Consider the following 19,749-nt stretch of genomic DNA (forward strand, 5'->3'; position numbering starts at 1 on the left):
ACTTATTTCTTGAACTTCTTTACTATTATACAAGCATTATGTCCTCCAAAACCGAATGTGTTTGAGAGTGCTGCGTTTACAGTCCTTTTCTCAGCCTTATTAAATGTTAGGTTCAGCTTATAATCAATTTCAGTATCTTCGTCTCCTTCGGTGAAATTGATTGTTGGCGGAATTATATCATTCTGTACCGACAGTACGCAGAAGATTGCTTCCAATGCTCCCGCAGCACCTAAGAGGTGACCTGTCATGGATTTTGTAGAACTGATATTCAGGTTATAAGCATGCTCACCAAATACCTCTTTGATTGCTTTGATTTCTGATGGGTCGCCAACCGGAGTTGATGTTCCATGTACGTTTACGTAATCAAGCTCACTTGGGTTCATGTGGGCATCTTCAAGCGCATTTTTCATTACTAGTTTCGCTCCCAGTCCTTCGGGATGTGACGCTGTGAGGTGATAAGCGTCGGCAGACATTCCGCCTCCTACAACTTCAGCATATATTTTTGCTCCACGTGCAAGTGCATGCTCCAATTCTTCGAAAATAAGACATGCCGAACCTTCTCCTATTACAAACCCGTCGCGGCTCTTGCTGAACGGACGAGATGCTGTTTGAGGAGAATCGTTACGTGTAGACAAAGCTGTCATTGCATTAAAACCACCAACACCCGCTGGAGTGATTGCTGCTTCTGCTCCTCCGACTACCATTACATCTGCCTTGCCCAAACGGATTTGGTCGAATGCGATGATAGAACTATGTGTAGATGAAGCACAGGCAGAAACAGTTCCAAAGTTAGGTCCACGAAGACCGTGACGTATAGAAATCAATCCGGCTGCAATATCCGAAATCATCTTAGGGATAAAGAACGGGTTGAACTTAGGTCCCATATCTTCGTGTGTATAGTAGTATGCAACTTCTTCTTCGAAAGTCTTGATACCACCTATACCTGCCGAAAATATAACACCGATTCTGTCACAGTTTTCATTTTCAAAATCAAGTTTTGAATCTTTTATGGCTTCTTCGGACGAACCGATAGCCAGTAATGTATATCTGTCACACTTGCGGATTTCTTTTCTATCCATCAATCCAGACGGATCGAAATCTTTAACTTCGCAAGCAAACTGTGTTTTAAATTTTGACGCATCAAAATGAGTAATAGGTCCAGCCCCACTCATTCCTTTCAAAGCATTCTCCCAAGTAGTTGGGACATCGTTGCCTAACGGAGTTACCGAGCCTAGACCTGTTACTACTACTCTTTTAAATTCCATAAATGACTATTGGAAAAAAGATTATTTTGCATTTGCTTCAATGTAAGAGATAGCATCTCCCACTGTAGCGATTTTTTCAGTCTGATCATCTGGAATAGAAATACCGAATTCTTTTTCAAATTCCATGATTAATTCTACTGTGTCAAGTGAATCTGCTCCCAAGTCATTTGTAAAGCTAGCAGTATCAGTAACTTCAGACTCTTCAACACCTAACTTATCAACAATGATTGCTTTCACTTTTGATGCTACTTCTGACATAATTTTTAGTTTTGATTAATAATAAATTTTTTATTTTTAATTTTGTCGATGCAAAGTAACAGTTTTTTATCTATATGTTACAAATATTTTATGGATAAAATAGTTAAAATTGCACATATTTTTTACTTGTGTGCATAATCGCTAAAAAACACTCATGATTAAAATCGCTATTTTTGCCTCAGGTTCAGGGTCTAATGCCGAGAACATAGCAAACTACTTCGCAGAGAGTAATACTGTTTCCATTCCGCTTATAATATCAAATAAGAAAGATGCTTATGTGCACGAGCGTGCAAAGAAGCTGGGAATACAATCGGTTACCTTCTCCAAAAACGAGTTCGAAACATCTGATAATGTGATCGATTGCCTGAAAGAGAATAAAATAGACTTTATTGTTCTCGCAGGTTTCTTGCTCAAAGTCCCCGACAATATATTAGAAGCATATCCCGGTAAGATAGTGAATATCCACCCTGCGCTTTTACCCAAATTCGGCGGTAAAGGGATGTATGGCGACAATGTTCATAAGGCTGTGGTAGAAGCCGGAGAGCCAGAGTCGGGCATCACGATACATTATGTGAATGAGAATTACGATGAGGGGGCTATTATTTTTCAGGCAAAATGCCCTGTGCTAAAAAGCGATACCTATGAAGATGTCGCAAAAAAAGTGCATACACTTGAGTATACGCACTTTCCTGTTGTTATTTCCAGTGTCTTAGATCAGACCTTCTAATTCGATTGGTTTTCTGTATTGCCTTCAGGCTCGTTTACTTTCACCTCCTCGTTGTTCACCGTTCTGGCTCTTACGATAGTCCGGCGGTCGCCACTAAGTACTGAGGTGTTATCTTTTTTTGTTTTAATATTCTTATCTGCTGCACCTTGTGTCGGTTGCTGAGCAGGATTGTTCGTTTTTTGCTCTGTCGTCGTCGGTTCGGGCTGATATACAGGCGATGTTACAGTCTGTTGATTATCGTTATATTGCTCTGCCCTGTCTGCCTTTATTCTTCTTACAGAACGTTTAGGTGCTTTTTCCTCTTTTCTGTCTGTTGTTTTCGTATCCATCGTTGGCGTTATCGGTGACGGATACACGTAATTGTCGGAGCTCTTTTCGGTTGCCCACAGATTGAGCTTGCTGATTGCCTTGTCGGTAACGGTAATCCATACTTCGCCATTCGGATTGCCCGATGCTGCATTCTGTATTATAAAATCACGCTTAATTACATCGTTAGGTGATAGTCGATCTACAACTTCGGACTGTACCCTTGTACCATTGATAAAGTATAAAGGTTTGTTGCCGTACTTAACATATTCCTGAGCCAACTCGTCGGCAGATTTTTTAAGCATTTCCTGCTGGATGCTGTCCGCTATTATGCGTGCTCTCTTTTCTTTGTCGCGGCTATCTATATTTGCTCTCGATAGGCGATAAGCTAAACTTGTGTTGCCCGTTTTCAATAGAATTTGGTCTTTTTCTATTTGTCCTATCAGCCTGTCGATATCCATAAGTGCACCTTCCAGCGAGTTATAGTCTGACTTTAGGATAGCTGAAACGGAATCTGCATCCGCTCCCATTTTATTAAACAAAAATTTGTTCTGGGGATCTTTTTCGCCTCTGTTGCTAACGATCAGCGTTGTGTCTTTTGTAGTCACTATATATTTATTTCCTTTTTTCTGGGCATAAGCTAAAAAAGGAAGGAGTGATGTTATCAAAACGAGTATGATATATTTGCTTAAATTCATTTGTTTGTGTTCGCTTTTGAAATTTATATATACGTCAATATTCTTTTACTTAAGTATATAATGCGCAAATATACAAGATTTTTCGTGAATGATAATGGGTCTTACATTTTTTAGTATAAATAAGGTGGCTTTTTAATTTTTTATAAACTTCTTATGCTTGAAACACTGCCTTTATTTTCGTACTTTTGCGTAAAATAAATCAACTATTAAAATATTAATCATGGCAACACCATCATTTAAGTACCAAGAGACGTTTCCATTAGAGAAGGATACCACAGAGTATTATTTACTCTCGAAAGATCATGTTTCTACAGCTAATTTTGAAGGACAAGAGATATTGAAAGTACAACCTGAAGCTCTTACTTTACTGGCACAACATGCTTTTCACGATGTAGAATTCTTATTACGCCCCGAGCATCAAGAGCAAGTGGCAAAGATATTGTCTGATCCCGATGCCAGCGATAATGATAAATTTGTGGCGCTTACATTCCTGCGCAACTCCGAGATTTCGGCAAAAGGGGTGCTCCCTTTCTGTCAGGATACAGGAACAGCCATCATTATGGGTAAGAAAGGACAAAATGTGTGGACAGGCGGTAACGACGAAGAAGCCTTGTCGAAGGGCGTGTACAATACATTTACCGAAGACAATTTGCGCTATTCGCAAAATGCGCCTCTGGATATGTACAATGAGGTGAATACAGGAACGAACCTGCCTGCGCAAATAGACCTGTATGCCGTAAACGGAAATGAATATAAATTCCTTTTTGTAGCTAAAGGTGGTGGTTCTGCAAACAAAACATATCTTTATCAGGAAACAAAAGCATTGCTTACGCCTGAGAAACTAGAGCCGTTCTTGATCGAAAAAATGAAATCGTTGGGTACAGCAGCATGTCCTCCTTACCATATCGCATTTGTTATTGGCGGTACATCAGCCGAAACCAATCTGAAAATCGTTAAGCTGGCTTCTACTAAATATTATGATGGTCTTCCTACTTCGGGTAACGAGGGCGGACGTGCGTTCCGTGATTTGGAAATGGAAGCCAAACTATTGAAGGCTGCTCAGGAGCTTGGGCTTGGAGCGCAATTTGGCGGTAAATTCTTTGCTCACGATATCCGTGTGGTTCGTTTGCCTCGTCACGGTGCATCTTGCCCTGTGGGTATGGGTGTTTCTTGTTCGGCCGACAGAAATATAAAAGGAAAGATCAACAAAGACGGTATATGGCTCGAAAAAATGGAAGATAATCCAACAAGGCTTATTCCTGAAGAATTGCGTAATGCCGGCGAAGCAGGAGGTGTGAAAATAGACCTTAACCGTCCGATGAAAGAAATACTTGAAGAGCTGTCTAAATATCCTGTTTCTACACGTTTGTCACTCACCGGTACAATCATCGTAGGACGTGATATTGCCCATGCTAAACTTCAGGAGCGTATCGATAAGGGCGAAGGGCTTCCTCAATACATCAAAGATCATCCGATCTACTATGCAGGGCCTGCAAAAACGCCTAAAGGATATGCAAGCGGTTCGATGGGGCCAACTACAGCGGGACGTATGGACTCGTATGTAGACACATTCCAAGCTAATGGCGGCAGCATGATAATGATTGCTAAAGGTAACCGTAGCCAACAGGTAACAGACGCTTGTCACAAGCACGGCGGATTCTACCTGGGAAGTATCGGCGGTCCGGCTGCAATACTTGCTCAGAATAGCATAAAGAGCCTTGAGTGCCTCGAATATCCTGAATTGGGAATGGAAGCGATATGGAAAATAGAAGTAGAAGATTTCCCTGCATTCATCTTGGTAGACGACAAGGGTAACGACTTCTTCAAACAATTGAAACCGATTAACTGCTCTATGAGCTAATATATACTATAAGCAAGCAGTCTATGTGTATGAATAAGCGGATATCATTCATTTGATATCCGCTTATTTTTTTAGGGAAGATGCCACTTTTACATAACTTAATATCTTGTTTTAAGGGCTATCTTGTCCAATTCCTTTATTTCGTCTTGCATGGTGAAAAATACTTTTCCGCCTTTCGATACCACTTGCCATGCTATATCGCTTACAATATCATCGATTACGTCCGGCTGATTCGCCTCTTTTACCAGTTCGAAGTTCCGCTCATCTATCATTCTCACGGGCTGCGAAAACTTGTCGTATACGATCAGCATCTCGCCATTTCCATCTATTGCAGCCCGGTAGATTTCCTGTAAATCGGTAAGAACTTTATGCTTCGATATTGCTTCTTTCATTTCTACAATGGCTTCCGACCTGTGTTCATGCATATACTGTTTCATTATCTCCCAGCCGGGTTTGACTACATCGTGCGGCTTCGAGTTGTTGTAGTCTATCGATGTATATCCTATATAGATATCGGGCTTATCAGCTACTTGCATCAGTTTGCTGAAATTGTCTTCGGTAGAAACAACGACACACGCCAGCTCGTTTTCCTGATTCACTTTCACCACTGCTTTATCAACCTGATTGAAGAATTCGCGGATGAGGTCGTCTACACGTTTAGCATTGCTTCTCTCTGCTCTGTTGGGTATGTAATACGGCGATCCTTCAAACGGAAATCCATCGCTCTTTACTTCTTCTTCAATTCCGTCTCCTAATGCTTTATATAGCTGTACCCCTCCTTGCGATAATACAAGTATCAGGTACTCTTTGCTGCGGTTGTACGCTTTTATCAACGGGCGCAGATTGAACGTGCTGCGAATGTTTAGCCTATTTTCGGGTACAGTCCACGACGTTCTGATGATTTCCTCCGTATCGTTCGATAAGAATACATGAAGGCTATCGAGATTGTTGTTCTCGTTCACTCTATTTTCTACAGTCGCTATCTTCTCCAGAAGGGGAGCTACTGTTCTTTTTCCATATTCGGCAACTATTTGCTTTTCTGCTTGCGAAAGCAGGTTTTTCAACAATATTTTATCTTTATCGCTGGCAGGGCGTGTTCTGTGTGTATTAAGAGAGATACTAACACAAGGCCCTGCTGTTACAGTTGCCAGTTTTTTTATCTTTTCTTTTAATGCCATAATATATTTATTTTTTAATCACGCTAGTAATATACGAAAAAAAGCCGTTTTTTCCAATCTGTGCGATTGAGAACCCCTCTGAAATAGCTTCTTTTTCATAAGATTATGTTTTTTTAATCTCTTTTTCTGTCGATGGATAGAGAAAGATCTCTTTCTTAAACCAGTTTAAGATTCTAGTCTATCGGAATGGCTAATTTTGTATTACTAATTCAAAAAAGATATCGAAAATGGAAAATAAAAGATTGAATATGTACAAAGCAGCTCCCGAGCTATACAAAGCAATGATGTCTCTGGAAAATGCTTTACAACAAACATCTCTGACTCCTATCGAAAAGGAGTTGATTAAAATAAGAGCTTCGCAAATCAATGGTTGTGCTTTTTGCCTGAACATGCATACCCGTGATGCTCGTAAAATCGGGGAAACCGAACAACGTATCTATTTGTTGAACGCATGGCATGAAGCAGGCAACTTATATTCTGAAAGCGAGAAGGCAATACTTCGCCTGACAGAAGAGGTTACCCTTATCAGCAAAGGCGGTGTTTCTGCTGAAACATATCAACAAGCAGAAAAGATATTGGGAGGGTCTAAACTCGCTGAGGTAATAATGGCTGCGGTGTTTATCAATGGCTGGAACAGGATTGCCATATCCACAGAACTGCCGATAGACTAATCGCCTAAACAAACAATAGGGATAATCAGTAAAGATTATCCCTATTTTATATACAAACTTTAATATTTTACATCAAACTGTTATGCAGTCTTTATCGGAATCCTCATCCGATAGAATGAGCGCCAAACAAATACCAAGCCCAGAATTAAGAATGGTATAGCGATAAATATAGAATAATCGCTGTCAGGGTTGGAGCGCATTTCTATACAGATTTCTGTTGCCAACAGACCAAATAGGGTAGAGAACTTGATGATAGGGTTCAACGATACGGACGAGGTATCTTTAAATGGGTCGCCTACTGTGTCTCCTATTACTGCCGCTTCGTGCAGAGGGGTATTCTTTTCTTTCAGGTCTACTTCTACTACTTTCTTGGCATTATCCCAGCTACCTCCCGCATTTGCCATGTAGATGGCTTGGAACAATCCGAATACGGCGATAGACACAAGGTAAGCCACAAAGAAGTTAGGGTCGAGGAATGCAAACGCCAATGTAAGCGAAATAAGGGCGATAAATATGTTCCACATCCCTTTTTGTGCATATTGGGTACAAATCTTCACCACGGCGATAGAGTCCTTTATATCGGCTTCTTTTTTTGTAATGTCGAATGTGCGTTTGATGAACTCTACAGCACGGTAAGCTCCTGTGGTAACGGCTTGCATAGAAGCACCGCTAAACCAGAAGATAACAGCTCCACCACAGATCAGCCCGAGAAGTACCGGCGCATCGGTTAGGGACAGTTTCAGCAGTCCTACTTTTTCGAGCAGTAGAATAATGGAGAATATCATCGTTGTAGCACCGACTACGGCTGTTCCGATCAGTACGGGTTTTGCTGTAGCCTTAAAGGTGTTACCTGCCGAGTCATTTGCTTCGAGAAAATGTTTTCCGTTTTCGAAATTAGGCGTAAAACCATATTCATTTTTTATCTCCTCAGATATATTCGGAATGCTTTCTATTTGTGACAATTCGAATACCGATTGGGCATTGTCTGTTACAGGGCCATAGCTGTCTACGGCAATGGTTACAGGGCCCATGCATAAGAATCCGAATGCAACCAACCCGAATGCGAAGATAGAGGCGTGAGGGCCTAATATGGCATCCAATCCCATCTGTGCGGTAAAGAATGCACCTGTCATCAGAGCTGCGATGAGCAATCCAGTCCAGAATGCTCCGAAATAACCGGCTACAATACCCGATAGAATATTCAGCGACGGGCCTCCTTCGCGAGAAGCGGTTACAATTTCTTTTACATGTTTTGATTTGGAACTGGTAAAGAATTTCGTAAACTCAGGAATCAATACCGCAGCAAGTGTACCGCAGCTGATAATAATTGCCAATTTCCACCAAAGGCTGCCATTTGCCGGGTTGCCTGTGATTTCTACCATATCGCCTAGCAATAGGTGGCTCATAAAGAAGCTCGCCGAGATACAAAGAACAGCAGCGATAATGATGAGGCGCATTAAAGGAGATTCGAAGTCGAATTCCTTTTTATTTCCGTATAGTCTTTTCGATATAGCCTGATTGATAAAGAATGCACAGCCTGACAAGAAGTCCATCAAGAAACGCATTCCGAATATCCATACTATCAGTTTAGCCTGAATATGCGGATCTTCTACGGCTAATGTGATAAATGCAATCAGAGCAACCCCTGTTACACCGTATGTTTCGAATCCGTCGGCTGTAGGGCCTACACTGTCACCGGCATTGTCGCCCGTACAGTCGGCTATCACACCCGGATTACGAGGATCGTCTTCTTTTACCTTGAAAACAACCTTCATCAAGTCGGAACCGATGTCGGCAATCTTAGTAAAGATACCTCCGGCAATACGCAAGGCACTTGCTGCAAGCGATTCGCCAATAGCAAATCCCAAGAAACAGATACCTACTATTTCGCGAGGCACAAAAAGAAGAATAATAACCATAAGTACCAACTCAAGAGAGATGAGGAACAGACCGACGCTCATGCCGGCCTTCAACGGTATATTAACGACATCCAACGGACGTCCCTTTAACGAAGCAAATGCGGTGCGTGCATTGGCATAGGTATTTACGCGAATACCAAACCATGCTACAGTATAAGACCCTGCCATACCCACAACGGAGAATAACAAGACTTGAATAACAACTCCGAAAGACTGCCCGATCAATCCGAAGAAGTAGATGCATAGCACAAGGGCAATCAATGCAAACAACATCAGAAGGAATTTACCTTGCTGGATCAGATATGTCCGGCAAGTGGCGTAAATAGTAGCAGCAACTTTGAGCATAGAGTCGTGAGCAGGTAATCTCTTGACCTGACGGAACAAGAGAAGACTGAAACATAATGTTCCAGCAATGATCAGTGCACCATAAAATAAAAAATCCCATGAAGTAATCGCAGTTCCAAAGATGTGGAAGGTGCCCTCATGGAGATCAGGAATCGCCAGGTCGGCTTCGCTTGCAAACGTAGATAGGTTAACACCAAGAAGCAGACCAATCAGTAGACCAACATTTTTTAGTTTTTTCATGATAAAAAATTGTATTTAGATAGACAATAACAAACATACTCTCTCCCTAAAATACCAACTGAAAATATGTTTGTTTATCAGTTTCCGCTCCGAACTAAAAATTGTTTTGAATTTACAAAATTTAATCCTTTTACTATCTATTTTTTCTTGATTTTCTTACCGTTAAAAAAACGTTTTAAGTAAAAATAACAATGCAGGAGTTAAATTAACATTTAGCTCGTTTTTATGTTTGTTTTATGGTGTTTTTTATATGTTAAACAACATATTTTGCTTAGTAATAAGCTAATTACCTTGATGAGGTGATGGATACCTTCAAAAATTATTGTTGCTTGAGATTGTTTCGATTTAACAAATTACAGTTGTAAGAAGTAAGGATTTCTTGCGATAAACGGATGAGATGCTTCGTCTCTCCGTTTGACAAAATCTTATATTAGTTTAAATTGATCTGCGTCTTGTAAGGCAGGAAATTTACTTCTAAACCTGATTAAATCTTGCATGTCGATTGTTCCGCTTACAATACCTTCTTCTGTTCCGGCTTCGGCGATGGTTTTTCCCATAAAGTCATAAAGGGCTGTTCCTCCGCTATATTGTACATAAGGGTCGCTTCCTGTGCGGTTTACGGCTGCTACATAACAAAGGTTTTCTATGGCACGAGCCCGCACTAGGGTATTCCATGCATCCAAACGTACGGTAGGCCAGTTGGCTACATATATTATCATATCATAGTCACCCCTATTGCGCGAATAAACAGGAAAGCGCACATCATAACATATCTGCAACAGAATGCGGAAACCGAGGTATTCTACAACGACTCTTTCTTCTCCGGCGGTGTATTCTTTATGTTCTCCCGCAAAGGTAAACAGATGTCGTTTGTTGTATATCACATAGCTTCCGTCGGGTTTGACGAAATAAAGACGGTTGTAGTATTTTCCATTCTCTTCGGTGGCTACACTTCCTGCAAAAGCCATATTTCGGCGTAAGGCAATGGATTGCATCCACAGCAGTGTGTCTGTATCAGCCTTTTCGGCAGCACCTTTGGGCGATGTGCAAAAACCGGTGGTGAACATTTCGGGTAAAACGACAAGGTCTGTAGAATCTGATAACGAATCTATCAAATTCTCGACATGATCTCTGTTGGCTTCAGGCTTCTGCCATACGATGTCGGTTTGCAGCAATTTAATGTTCATGTATATCAGATATTTATTTGATGATATTAGCTTCGAAGTTAAAGATTTTCTATAAAAGAAAAAAGTTACATTTTGTAAAAGTCTATTTTAATTTCAGGCAGAAATGAATTTTGCTTTTGCTTCGTATCATCTGTAACGATTTTTTGTAGATTTGTATATTGTTAAAACGAATGAAATCAATACCGGCATATAATTTTCATAAAACAAAATACGGAGAAGAACTCCTTATCGATGTTGTCAGGCTTGCGGATATACAGAAGTATATACAAAAAGACCCTGTACACACATTATCTTATTATGACATTACTTTTATAGAGAGTGATAATGTGGCGTTTGGTCTCAACAATAGCAAATACACGTTGGATAGTGGCGATGTCGTTTTCTCAAAGCCGGGAGATGTGCGTGCATGGATAAAAAGCGAAAATACGCCGGATGGCTATGCACTAATCTTTGAAGGTGAATTTCTACTTTCTTTTTTCAACGACCCGCTCTTTTTGCAAAGCCTTTCTTATTTCGGAACACAAAGAAAGATTCATAAGATAAGTATTGCTGCTATAAAGGAACGGATAGCATATCTGGTTGGTAATATAACAGCCGAAATACAAGATTATCTGTCGAAAGACAAACATATATTAAGGGCATTGCTTTATGAAATACTCATGCTCCTCGACCGTGAATATAAAAAGCAAAATGAAGGTGAAAGCGAAATGCAAGTAACTCCGAGCAGACATGTCGACTCTTTTGTAGAAGCGGTAGATAAAGATTTCAGGGAGTTTCACGACACAGCGTATTATGCCGGCAAGCTGTGTATAACACCCAATTATCTGAACGCAATCGTAAAAAAGGCGATGGGTGTAAATGCAAAGCTTTATATTCAGAATAAGATACTTGCGGAAGCAAAAAAGAAGCTGGCCTATTCCAGTTTGTCTGTATCTGAAATAGCCGAGCATCTTAATTTTGAGACTTCTTCTTATTTTATTCGCTTTTTTAGAAAATATACCCACTCTACACCGCTGCAATATCGCAATAGTGAAAAACGTTGAAAAGTGCTATTTTCTCCGTAGTTTATATCCTGATAAATAGATAAACGATCTCTATTTTTGCCTAATAAATATCTCTTTTATTAAAATGAGTCGGGATTCTTTCTTACACTCAGAATGACAGAGAAGCGAAATGATAAAGTATACATAATCTAATAATAAAAAACATGGATAAAGAAATCATCAAGAACAAGATCATCGAAATGGAAGTTGCAGCATTGGAGTTGTGGAACAAAGGAAACCCTGACGGTTACCTGGCTATTTACTCTCCTGACTTTACTTATTTTGATCCGTATCAAAAAAAAAGGCTTGACGGCTTTGAGAGAATAAAAGAGTTGTATGAGAGTATGAGAAATAATTTTCAGGTAGAGCGTTACGAAATGATAGACCCCGTGGTACAAGTATATCCGCAAACGGCTGTACTGACATATAATCTGATTTCTTATTCCGGCGAAGAACTTTACCGATGGAATTGTACCGAAGTGTATCAATTGAACGACAAGGCTGAGTGGAAAATAATCCATAACCACTGGTCGTTGATAAAACCGTTGGGGTAATAATATTTCTAGTCCTCCTGAGTGTAGCGATAATCATTGAGATTCTTCGCTTCGCTCAGGAAGACAAAGAAGATAGTTTACATTTATTTTTTTAGTAAGAGTTTTTCCAGCATTGCACTTATCTCCTTATCATTTTCCTCACTCGTTCCTTTCCATTTTCCTATTATTATTCCATTCTGGTCGATAAGTAAATAGGTTGGAAAAGAGTCAATATGATATTTGTTTTTTACATCTTCTTTATTTGTATTCCCTTTTGCTGATTCTTCGAGATTTTGTACATCTAATATTTGAGGCCAGTCTTTCAAATTATGCTTTTCTACTGCATCTAGATAGGGCTCTTTTTTTGATTCTGATGCTATACCAATGATGGTAAGGCCTTTTTTATTGTATTTTTTGTGTATCTCTTTCAGAAACGGAATACCTTGCAGGCAAGGCCTGCACCAGCTACCCCAAAAATCGAGTAGCACATAAGATTTTCCTCTATAATCGGACAATCTTACCGTATCCCCACTAATAAGACTATAAGTAGAAAAGTCTACGGCTTTTTGCCCAATATTTGTTGTTTCTTTCAGAGCTTTTTCATCATCAATATCTTGTATCTGTTTCAGGGCGAGGAGTCCGAGTTGCGATTTTTTTACCTTGGCAGAGAGTTCATTATACAATAGTTTTGCACTGTCCGTAGGAGAATCATAGACTTCGGCTCGCTTTATAATGTAAAGCAGTTGTCCCGCCGCTATAAACGAATTAGGATGATTTTTTATATATTCTATATTTATCTTCTCTAATTTATTATTGAGAAGCAGTCTGATTGGATCTAGTTTCTCTCTCTCTTCTTGAAATACTTTGAAATTCTCTTCATTTGGGTTCTTCTCAAGCTGTCGCACCAATGGTTCAATCTTGTCATAGACTAAAACTCTGAGGCTGTCTTCCAAACTAGCTATTTGCTGTTTCAAAGGTTGGTATTCTTTTTCCGAATCGGTTCCTGTCAGCTTATAGTCGAATAAGTTTTTGGCAGATAGGGATAATTCCATCTGTTTGGGTTCTATGTATATAGATATGGCATGAAATGTATTAAATATAAGATCGGCTTTAGTCAAATCATTTATATGCAAATCGAATGAAAACTTTCCGTCAATAATAGAACAGGTATCTTCGATATGCCTCCATTTGTCATTCTCAAGAGTCCAGTATGAAATGGTAACAATATCGGAGATTGGATTGTCAATTTTGCCTACCAGAGTAGCTTCTTGCTTAGAAGAGGTGCAGGCGGAAAAAAATAGTCCGCAAAAAAAGATAAGGTATAAGAGTTTTCTCATGATAATAAATAATTAAAGCCTTACATAGCTCTAAATGTAAGGCTTTATTTGAAAATAAATAAATATTTCTTTTTTTATCTATTATGTATCTCTACTTTTTGAGTAGGGGCTTTTTCTGCATTACGTTTTTCTACCGAGCTGATAAAGTTGTCGGCAAGATGCGCAAACGCCATTCCCGTGATCGTATTTTCGTTCAATGCTACAGGCACACCCTTGTCACCACCTTCGCAAATGCTTTGTACGATAGGTATTTGTCCTAGTAATGGTACATTCATTTCTTCTGCCAGATTTTTTGCACCTTCTTTGCCGAAGATGAAATACTTGTTTTCAGGCAGTTCGGCAGGAGTAAACCATGCCATGTTCTCTACCAGCCCGAGGATAGGCACATCTACCTTTTCGTTGGTAAACATATTGATTCCCTTGCGGGCGTCGGCAAGCGCTACCTGCTGAGGGGTGCTGACTACTACCGCTCCGGTTATTGCAAGCGTTTGCACCAGTGTGAGGTGAATGTCGCTTGTTCCGGGTGGGAAGTCGATAAGGAAATAATCGAGTTCGCCCCAGTTGCCGTCGTTTATCAGTTGCTTCAAGGCATTTCCTGCCATTGCTCCACGCCATACCACAGCGTCGTCTCTGTTGACAAAGAAACCTATCGAAAGCATTTTCACACCATACTTTTCTATCGGAACGATGTATTCTTTTCCGTCAATCGGTTCAAGAAACGGTCGTGCTTCTTCTTCGTCAAACATTTTGGGTAACGAAGGTCCGAAGATATCGGCATCGAGCAAGCCCACCTTATAGCCTTTATTAGCAAGGGCAACCGCCAGATTTACTGATACGGTACTTTTGCCTACACCGCCTTTCCCGGACGATATGGCAATTATATTTTTTACCTGAGGCAGAGCTTTCACCGGTTTGGGTGCTTCTACCTGTTGGGTTTTTACTTCAATATTTCCTTTTATGTCGACATTGGGGTCAACGTAAGTCAGGATAGCTGTTTCGGCAGCTTTCACTATCGATTTGATAAACGGGTCGTTCGCTTTTTCGAAAAGTAGAGAAAAGCTTACTTTCATTCCGTCGATGTGGATATCGTCAGACACAAATCCCATTTCTACGATATCCTTCCCTGTGCCGGGATAACGCACATTGCGCAGTGCGTCGATAATTAATTTAGGATATATATTAGCCATTTTTAGTTGATTGATTTAATATATTACTTCGCCCAAAGCTGCGATAGTCGTCTTTTTCGATCTCTATGTCGGGTTCTATCCAGTGGTCGCGATGTTGACATTCAAATTTTATATACTTGATATTTAAACCCCTTGCCAGCCATTGTTGTTCATAGTAGGTTTGTATTTTAAGTATATCGTCCACAAGCTGAGAGTGATACAGATCGTCCGTTTCGAACAGTACAGGCAAAGCGTTTACTTTCACCATCTCGCTGGTGTAGGTGTACATAAAGTTGCTGTCTGTTTTGAGGTGTACAATACCCTTGTCGGACAAAATCTCACGGTACAGCTTCATAAAGCGGGTAGAGGTCATCCGCTTGTTTACCTTGCTCATTTGTGGGTCGGGGAAGGTGATCCATATTTCCGATACTTCGCCCGCTGCAAAGAAGCGCGTTATCAGTTCGATGTGCGTGCGCAAGAATGCTACATTCTGCATACCGGCTTCGAGAGACTGCTTTGCACCTGTCCACATGCGTGCGCCTTTTATATCTACTCCTATGAAATTCTTATTTGGATACAGCTTTGCAAGCCCTACGGTGTATTCGCCTTTGCCGCAGCCCAGTTCGAGTACTATCGGGTTGTCATTTTTGAAGAAAAGCGAGTTCCACTTCCCTTTCATCTCAAATCCTTTTTCCTGCAAAACGGCAAACGGATATTGGAATACGTGCGGGTATTCCTCCATGTTGGCAAATTTGGCAAGCTTATTTTTTCCCATTGATTATTAATTAATAATTGGTTAATGTGCCGATGTGCCAATGGTATAAGAAATCAAAATTGACAATAGGCATATTTTAACATTGGCATATCAAAACTGTTGCATGTCGCACAGTTTACGGTAGTAGCCATTCTTTTCGAACAGCTCGTCGTGATGTCCACGTTCTACAATTTCGCCTTCGTGCATCACACATATTTCGTCCGCATTCTTTATTGTAGAAAGGCGGTGAGCGATAACCAGCGTGGTGCGGTTCTTCATCAGGTTGTCGAGAGCATCCTGTACCAGACGTTCCGATTCGGTATCGAGTGCCGATGTGGCTTCGTCGAGAATCAGTATCTGAGGATTCTTTAGGATGGCACGGGCAATGCTGATGCGTTGGCGTTGACCGCCCGACAGTTTGCTGCCGCGGTCGCCTATATTTGTGTTGTATCCATCTTCGGTGGCAATGATAAAGTCGTGGGCATTGGCTATCTTGGCAGCCTCTACCACTCTTTCCATTGTGGCATCATCTACGCCAAACGCAATGTTGTTGTAGAATGTATCGTTGAAAAGGATTGCTTCCTGATTTACATTACCCATCAGCGAGCGAAGGTCGTGTATATCGGCATCCTTGATGTTTACATCGTCGATATAGATGCCTCCCTTGTTTACGTCATAAAAACGGGGTAGGAGGTCTGCCATCGTCGATTTGCCCGAGCCCGATTGTCCCACAAGGGCTACTGTTTTCCCTTTAGGTATGGTGAGGCTTACATTCTTGATAACCCAATGGCTGGTTTCGTATTTGAATTCTACATTTCTGTAGGTGATCGATTCCTTTAGCGATACTGGTTTCGGATTAGCCGGATTTTTAATGTTATTCTCTGCTTTCAGTATCTTGTCGATACGCTCAACCGAAGCCATCCCTTTTTGTATGGCATAAACCGATTTGGACAGGTCTTTGGCCGGATTGATGATCAGATAAAATATAGTCAGGTAATAAATAAACTTCGATGCATCCATCGATCCCGATCCGTCTAATATAAGTGTTCCTCCAAACCAGAGTACACAAACCACTGCAATCGTTCCCAAGAATTCGCTCATGGGGTGTGCCATCTGTTGGCGGCGAGCGATCTTGTTCGACATGTTTCTGAAAATATTGTTAGACGAGTCGAAACGGGTTTTCATTTTCGGCTCGGCATTGAATGCTTTGATGATACGCAATCCGCCCAATGTTTCTTCTATCTGCGAAACAAGGCTTCCCCATTGGTTTTGTGCTGTCACCGACCTGCGTTTGAGGCTTTTGCCTACCTTGCCCATAATGTATCCGGCTATAGGTAATAGTATCAATACGAAGATGGTAAGTTCCCAACTGATAAAAAGCATTGTACCCAGATATACGAGTATCATGATCGGGTTTTTGGTAACCATATCGAGCGAACTCATCACCGAGTTTTCCACCTCGTTTACATCCCCTGTCATACGTGCAATAATATCGCCTTTGCGTTCTCCCGAGAAGAAGCCGAGAGGCAGCGATAGTATTTTGTCGTTTATCTGTTTGCGGATATCCCGTACCACGCCTGTGCGTACATCTACAATATAGTGAGCACTGAGGTAGGTGGCGCCGGTTTTGAATAAGGTCATTACCACAAGGATTAGTCCCAAGCCAAGCAATACTGCTCCGCCCGAGTGTGTGGCCATCATATCCGAAAGGTATGCGTAGAAGTTGTTTTCAAGAACCTTATAATTGAGCATCGTGCTGATGCTTGAGGTATCCACAGGCATGTATTCGTATACCTTTTCGTCTACCTTAAACAATATACGGAGTATAGGTACTATCAGCGCAAAAGAAAATACATTGAGGATAGCACTCAGTATGTTGAATACAAGATTTAGTACTACTTGCCTTTTGTATGGAGGTACAAACCTCCTTATCAGTGTTATAAAGTCTTTCATCAGAAAGTTTTTGGGTGAAAAAATGTCGGGGTTTACGTCCCGGCGAAAAACGGCTGCAAGTTAGCCATAATTCTTTATTTATAGAATAGCTTTCAGGTATTTTAGATAATTGGCATATATGTTGTTTTAATGGAAATGTTTTGTGATATTTGGCACTTAATTGGGTGAAGCAAGGCAAATATAGAGTATGGTAATGATATACGGTACGCAGCAGTTGTGCCGACTCTTTTTATTGTGAGATTTTGTGTTAATATTTCCGTTGTGAAAGATTTACAAAAAAATGTAATCTTACAGTTGATATTTTAAGAGTCTGTTTGAATTTTGCTCGTTCCAATTTTTAGAACTGTTTTCAGGATGATTTATTCTTTTGGGAAACGATAATAGCGGGCTATTGGAGTTAAACAAAAGGATAAAGCGGACAAAAAGAGACTAAAAATGAACGAAGAAAATCGGCGAAATATTCATAGAAAAATATTCGTGGAAAATTTAAACAGGTTCTAAATAGTTCCTACTTTTGTATTGTCTAAATGATGTATGAATGGTTAACCCTGTAAATCCAAAGTTTAATAGTTTTTTCACGAAATACTATAACCGCTTTGTTCGTTTTGCTAATTCGTATGTACGTAGTATGGATGTTGCAGAAGACCTCACCACAGAGGCCTTCATGATTTATTGGGACAATAAGGATAGCCTGAGTGCAGATTCTAATATAGAGGCATATATATTGACGATAATAAAAAACAAATGCCTCAACTACCTCAAACAAACAGAACGCAGAAGCCAGATACTTACCGATATGGGTAGCTACGCCCAGTGGGAGCTCGATGTGCGTATCAGTTCGTTGGAAGCATGCGACCCCGAAGAGATATTCTCCGAAGAGATACAGCAGATTGTGAGAGATACACTGGCCAAACTACCACAGCGAACAATCGATATATTTGTTGAGAGCCGTTACAAAGAAAAATCGCATAAAGAAATAGCCGAAATGTTTGGCATTACTACCAAAGGTGTTGAATTCCATATCTCAAAAGCCCTGAGCTTACTTCGGCTAAACCTGAAAGATTACCTTTCGGCGTGGATTGCGCTTTTCTTTATTCTGAATAAGTAGCTCTTGTTTATAACCGAATTTTATTTTTAATATTTGTTAACAATATTTTGACTAGGGATGTACTGCCTTCGGTTGTTATTCTTATACACGACATTCTTATAGAAAAAATATAAATAGTCGCAAAAAGTAAATGGATTCAGAATTGTTATTTAGGTTTTTTGAAGGTTTAACTACTGATAGTGAAGATCAAACAATAAAAGAATGGTTTGATGCATCGCCTCAGAATCAGGAGCAGTTTTATCAGGAGAGAAAACTTTTTGATGCCTTGATCCTGCATCACGATCAAAGCAGCATCACTGCCGATAGTAGCATATTGGTAGAAGAACCGTCGACAGACCGTAAACGAATACTGTTCGGTACATTTATGAAAGTGGCGGCTGTTATTGCTATCTTGCTTATGAGCGGATTGCTGTATATGCAAATAAAAAACAGTAATGAAGACTATGGAATGCAGTCTATCAGTGTTCCTGCCGGGCAATATGTAAACCTTTCTTTGCCCGATGGTACACAAGTATGGCTCAATGCCCGTACCAAAATAGAATATCCGGTATCTTTCAATAAAAAACAACGTATCGTGAAGCTCGACGGGCAAGCCTATTTTGAGGTGGTGCACAACGAGGATAAACCTTTTATAGTAGAAACATCGAAAGGAAACGTGAGCGTACTGGGAACCAAGTTTGATGTGATGGCGTATTCGGGTGAAGACGATTTTGTGGCCACACTGATGGATGGTAAGGTAAAAGTAGATCTTACGTCCGACCCTAGCCAGTCGTTGATCCTCAGCCCCAACACCAGAGCAGTTTTGAGAGATGGCAAACTCGAGGTTTCGGGTATCGAAGACTATGATGCCTACCGATGGAAAGAGGGCTTGATCAGCTTCAACAACGCGTCTTTTGGCAGCATTATGCGCGACTTTGAAAAAATATACGGACTAAAAATCAATATAGAGAATACGCATGTAGGCAAATATTCGTACACCGGTAAGTTCCGTTTTGTAGACGGTATCGACTATGCGTTACGGGTTTTGCAAAGAGATATAAAATTTGAATACCAAAGGGATCCTGAGACCCATATCATTAATATCAAGTAAAAATACAATCACTCTAAAATGTAAGCCAATGAAAAATACCTGATCGTAACAAAAAGTGCCAAAAAATGCTGCAACATTTTTTGGCACGTGAAACCAATACAGTTTTAATA

At 40.4% G+C, this 19,749-nt stretch carries 17 protein-coding genes; 7 read left to right on the top strand and 10 right to left on the bottom strand.

All coding sequences use genetic code 11. From position 1 onward, the window contains the following. Positions 1–2 precede the first annotated feature (2 nt). Together fabF and QOX35_RS09720 are read right to left on the bottom strand one after the other, a co-directional pair. Positions 3–1,265 (bottom strand): beta-ketoacyl-ACP synthase II, encoded by a 1,263-nt coding sequence (gene fabF, locus QOX35_RS09715; protein ID WP_135104616.1) that lies wholly within the window; start codon positions 1,263–1,265, stop codon positions 3–5. Positions 1,266–1,286: 21 nt separating this feature from the next. Next, the gene (locus QOX35_RS09720) at positions 1,287–1,523 is read right to left on the bottom strand and encodes an acyl carrier protein (RefSeq protein WP_135104617.1); all 237 of its coding nucleotides are present in this window, start codon (positions 1,521–1,523) and stop codon (positions 1,287–1,289) included. Between the two features lie 154 nt (positions 1,524–1,677). On the opposite strand from QOX35_RS09720, the gene purN reads away from it, so the two are divergent. Beyond that, complete coding sequence (gene purN, locus QOX35_RS09725) at positions 1,678–2,250, top strand: phosphoribosylglycinamide formyltransferase (RefSeq protein ID WP_283686736.1); 573 nt, start codon at positions 1,678–1,680, stop codon at positions 2,248–2,250. Here the strand turns inward: purN and QOX35_RS09730 are convergent. After that, the gene (locus QOX35_RS09730) at positions 2,247–3,254 is read right to left on the bottom strand and encodes a hypothetical protein (protein ID WP_283686737.1); all 1,008 of its coding nucleotides are present in this window, start codon (positions 3,252–3,254) and stop codon (positions 2,247–2,249) included. The genes purN and QOX35_RS09730 overlap by 4 nt on opposite strands. Positions 3,255–3,474: 220 nt before the next feature. Here QOX35_RS09730 and QOX35_RS09735 point away from each other — a divergent pair, with 220 nt between their 5' ends. Then, entirely contained in the window at positions 3,475–5,115 is a 1,641-nt protein-coding gene (locus QOX35_RS09735) for a fumarate hydratase (RefSeq protein WP_283686738.1), read from the top strand. A 98-nt stretch (positions 5,116–5,213) separates the two neighbouring features. Here QOX35_RS09735 and QOX35_RS09740 read toward each other — a convergent pair whose 3' ends face one another. Then, positions 5,214–6,293 carry a baeRF3 domain-containing protein gene (locus tag QOX35_RS09740; protein WP_283686740.1) on the bottom strand — a complete coding sequence of 360 codons (1,080 nt, stop codon included), beginning with the start codon at positions 6,291–6,293 and terminating at the stop codon, positions 5,214–5,216. A gap of 227 nt (positions 6,294–6,520) precedes the next feature. Here QOX35_RS09740 and QOX35_RS09745 point away from each other — a divergent pair, with 227 nt between their 5' ends. Beyond that, complete coding sequence (locus QOX35_RS09745) at positions 6,521–6,964, top strand: carboxymuconolactone decarboxylase family protein (RefSeq protein ID WP_283686741.1); 444 nt, start codon at positions 6,521–6,523, stop codon at positions 6,962–6,964. 80 nt (positions 6,965–7,044) lie between these two features. On the opposite strand, the gene QOX35_RS09750 is transcribed toward QOX35_RS09745, so the two are convergent. Both QOX35_RS09750 and QOX35_RS09755 read right to left on the bottom strand, forming a co-directional pair. Then, positions 7,045–9,468, bottom strand: a complete 2,424-nt coding sequence (locus QOX35_RS09750) for a sodium-translocating pyrophosphatase (protein WP_135104623.1) — start codon at positions 9,466–9,468, stop codon at positions 7,045–7,047. 425 nt (positions 9,469–9,893) lie between these two features. Next, positions 9,894–10,655 (bottom strand): amidohydrolase, encoded by a 762-nt coding sequence (locus tag QOX35_RS09755; protein ID WP_283686742.1) that lies wholly within the window; start codon positions 10,653–10,655, stop codon positions 9,894–9,896. A 170-nt stretch (positions 10,656–10,825) separates the two neighbouring features. Here QOX35_RS09755 and QOX35_RS09760 point away from each other — a divergent pair, with 170 nt between their 5' ends. Continuing rightward, positions 10,826–11,698: an AraC family transcriptional regulator gene (locus QOX35_RS09760; RefSeq protein WP_283686743.1), complete on the top strand. Its 873-nt coding sequence runs from the start codon at positions 10,826–10,828 to the stop codon at positions 11,696–11,698. A 164-nt stretch (positions 11,699–11,862) separates the two neighbouring features. Next, positions 11,863–12,252 carry a YybH family protein gene (locus QOX35_RS09765; RefSeq protein WP_283686744.1) on the top strand — a complete coding sequence of 130 codons (390 nt, stop codon included), beginning with the start codon at positions 11,863–11,865 and terminating at the stop codon, positions 12,250–12,252. A gap of 83 nt (positions 12,253–12,335) precedes the next feature. On the opposite strand, the gene QOX35_RS09770 is transcribed toward QOX35_RS09765, so the two are convergent. The 4 genes from QOX35_RS09770 to QOX35_RS09785 form a co-directional block, all read right to left on the bottom strand. Next, a complete protein-coding gene (locus QOX35_RS09770) occupies positions 12,336–13,568 on the bottom strand; it encodes a TlpA disulfide reductase family protein (RefSeq protein WP_283686745.1) in 1,233 nt (410 codons plus the stop codon). Between the two features lie 74 nt (positions 13,569–13,642). After that, positions 13,643–14,755, bottom strand: a complete 1,113-nt coding sequence (locus QOX35_RS09775) for an Mrp/NBP35 family ATP-binding protein (RefSeq protein WP_283686746.1) — start codon at positions 14,753–14,755, stop codon at positions 13,643–13,645. Beyond that, the gene (gene trmB / locus QOX35_RS09780) at positions 14,748–15,509 is read right to left on the bottom strand and encodes a tRNA (guanosine(46)-N7)-methyltransferase TrmB (RefSeq protein WP_283686747.1); all 762 of its coding nucleotides are present in this window, start codon (positions 15,507–15,509) and stop codon (positions 14,748–14,750) included. Before trmB ends, QOX35_RS09775 begins: the two co-directional genes overlap by 8 nt. Before the next feature lie 90 nt (positions 15,510–15,599). Next, on the bottom strand, positions 15,600–17,441 hold the full coding sequence (locus tag QOX35_RS09785) for an ABC transporter ATP-binding protein (protein WP_283686749.1): 1,842 nt from the start codon (positions 17,439–17,441) through the stop codon (positions 15,600–15,602). Positions 17,442–17,979: 538 nt separating this feature from the next. Between QOX35_RS09785 and QOX35_RS09790 the strand changes: the two genes are divergently transcribed. Beyond that, entirely contained in the window at positions 17,980–18,549 is a 570-nt protein-coding gene (locus QOX35_RS09790) for an RNA polymerase sigma-70 factor (protein ID WP_135104631.1), read from the top strand. Between the two features lie 130 nt (positions 18,550–18,679). Next, positions 18,680–19,639: a FecR family protein gene (locus QOX35_RS09795; RefSeq protein ID WP_283686751.1), complete on the top strand. Its 960-nt coding sequence runs from the start codon at positions 18,680–18,682 to the stop codon at positions 19,637–19,639. Positions 19,640–19,749: the final 110 nt, after the last annotated feature.

The organism is Dysgonomonas sp. Marseille-Q5470, from assembly GCF_951230145.1.
Taxonomy (GTDB): Bacteria; Bacteroidota; Bacteroidia; order Bacteroidales; family Dysgonomonadaceae; genus Dysgonomonas.

What these genes read in the sequence shown, in the direction of transcription:
- fabF (WP_135104616.1), bottom strand. Translation starts at nt 1,265, where the DNA reads ATGGAATTTAAAAGAGTAGTAGTAACAGGTCTAGGCTCGGTAACTCCG.
- QOX35_RS09720 (WP_135104617.1), bottom strand. Translation starts at nt 1,523, where the DNA reads ATGTCAGAAGTAGCATCAAAAGTGAAAGCAATCATTGTTGATAAGTTA.
- purN (WP_283686736.1), top strand. Translation starts at nt 1,678, where the DNA reads ATGATTAAAATCGCTATTTTTGCCTCAGGTTCAGGGTCTAATGCCGAG.
- QOX35_RS09730 (WP_283686737.1), bottom strand. Translation starts at nt 3,254, where the DNA reads ATGAATTTAAGCAAATATATCATACTCGTTTTGATAACATCACTCCTT.
- QOX35_RS09735 (WP_283686738.1), top strand. Translation starts at nt 3,475, where the DNA reads ATGGCAACACCATCATTTAAGTACCAAGAGACGTTTCCATTAGAGAAG.
- QOX35_RS09740 (WP_283686740.1), bottom strand. Translation starts at nt 6,293, where the DNA reads ATGGCATTAAAAGAAAAGATAAAAAAACTGGCAACTGTAACAGCAGGG.
- QOX35_RS09745 (WP_283686741.1), top strand. Translation starts at nt 6,521, where the DNA reads ATGGAAAATAAAAGATTGAATATGTACAAAGCAGCTCCCGAGCTATAC.
- QOX35_RS09750 (WP_135104623.1), bottom strand. Translation starts at nt 9,468, where the DNA reads ATGAAAAAACTAAAAAATGTTGGTCTACTGATTGGTCTGCTTCTTGGT.
- QOX35_RS09755 (WP_283686742.1), bottom strand. Translation starts at nt 10,655, where the DNA reads ATGAACATTAAATTGCTGCAAACCGACATCGTATGGCAGAAGCCTGAA.
- QOX35_RS09760 (WP_283686743.1), top strand. Translation starts at nt 10,826, where the DNA reads ATGAAATCAATACCGGCATATAATTTTCATAAAACAAAATACGGAGAA.
- QOX35_RS09765 (WP_283686744.1), top strand. Translation starts at nt 11,863, where the DNA reads ATGGATAAAGAAATCATCAAGAACAAGATCATCGAAATGGAAGTTGCA.
- QOX35_RS09770 (WP_283686745.1), bottom strand. Translation starts at nt 13,568, where the DNA reads ATGAGAAAACTCTTATACCTTATCTTTTTTTGCGGACTATTTTTTTCC.
- QOX35_RS09775 (WP_283686746.1), bottom strand. Translation starts at nt 14,755, where the DNA reads ATGGCTAATATATATCCTAAATTAATTATCGACGCACTGCGCAATGTG.
- trmB (WP_283686747.1), bottom strand. Translation starts at nt 15,509, where the DNA reads ATGGGAAAAAATAAGCTTGCCAAATTTGCCAACATGGAGGAATACCCG.
- QOX35_RS09785 (WP_283686749.1), bottom strand. Translation starts at nt 17,441, where the DNA reads ATGAAAGACTTTATAACACTGATAAGGAGGTTTGTACCTCCATACAAA.
- QOX35_RS09790 (WP_135104631.1), top strand. Translation starts at nt 17,980, where the DNA reads ATGGTTAACCCTGTAAATCCAAAGTTTAATAGTTTTTTCACGAAATAC.
- QOX35_RS09795 (WP_283686751.1), top strand. Translation starts at nt 18,680, where the DNA reads ATGGATTCAGAATTGTTATTTAGGTTTTTTGAAGGTTTAACTACTGAT.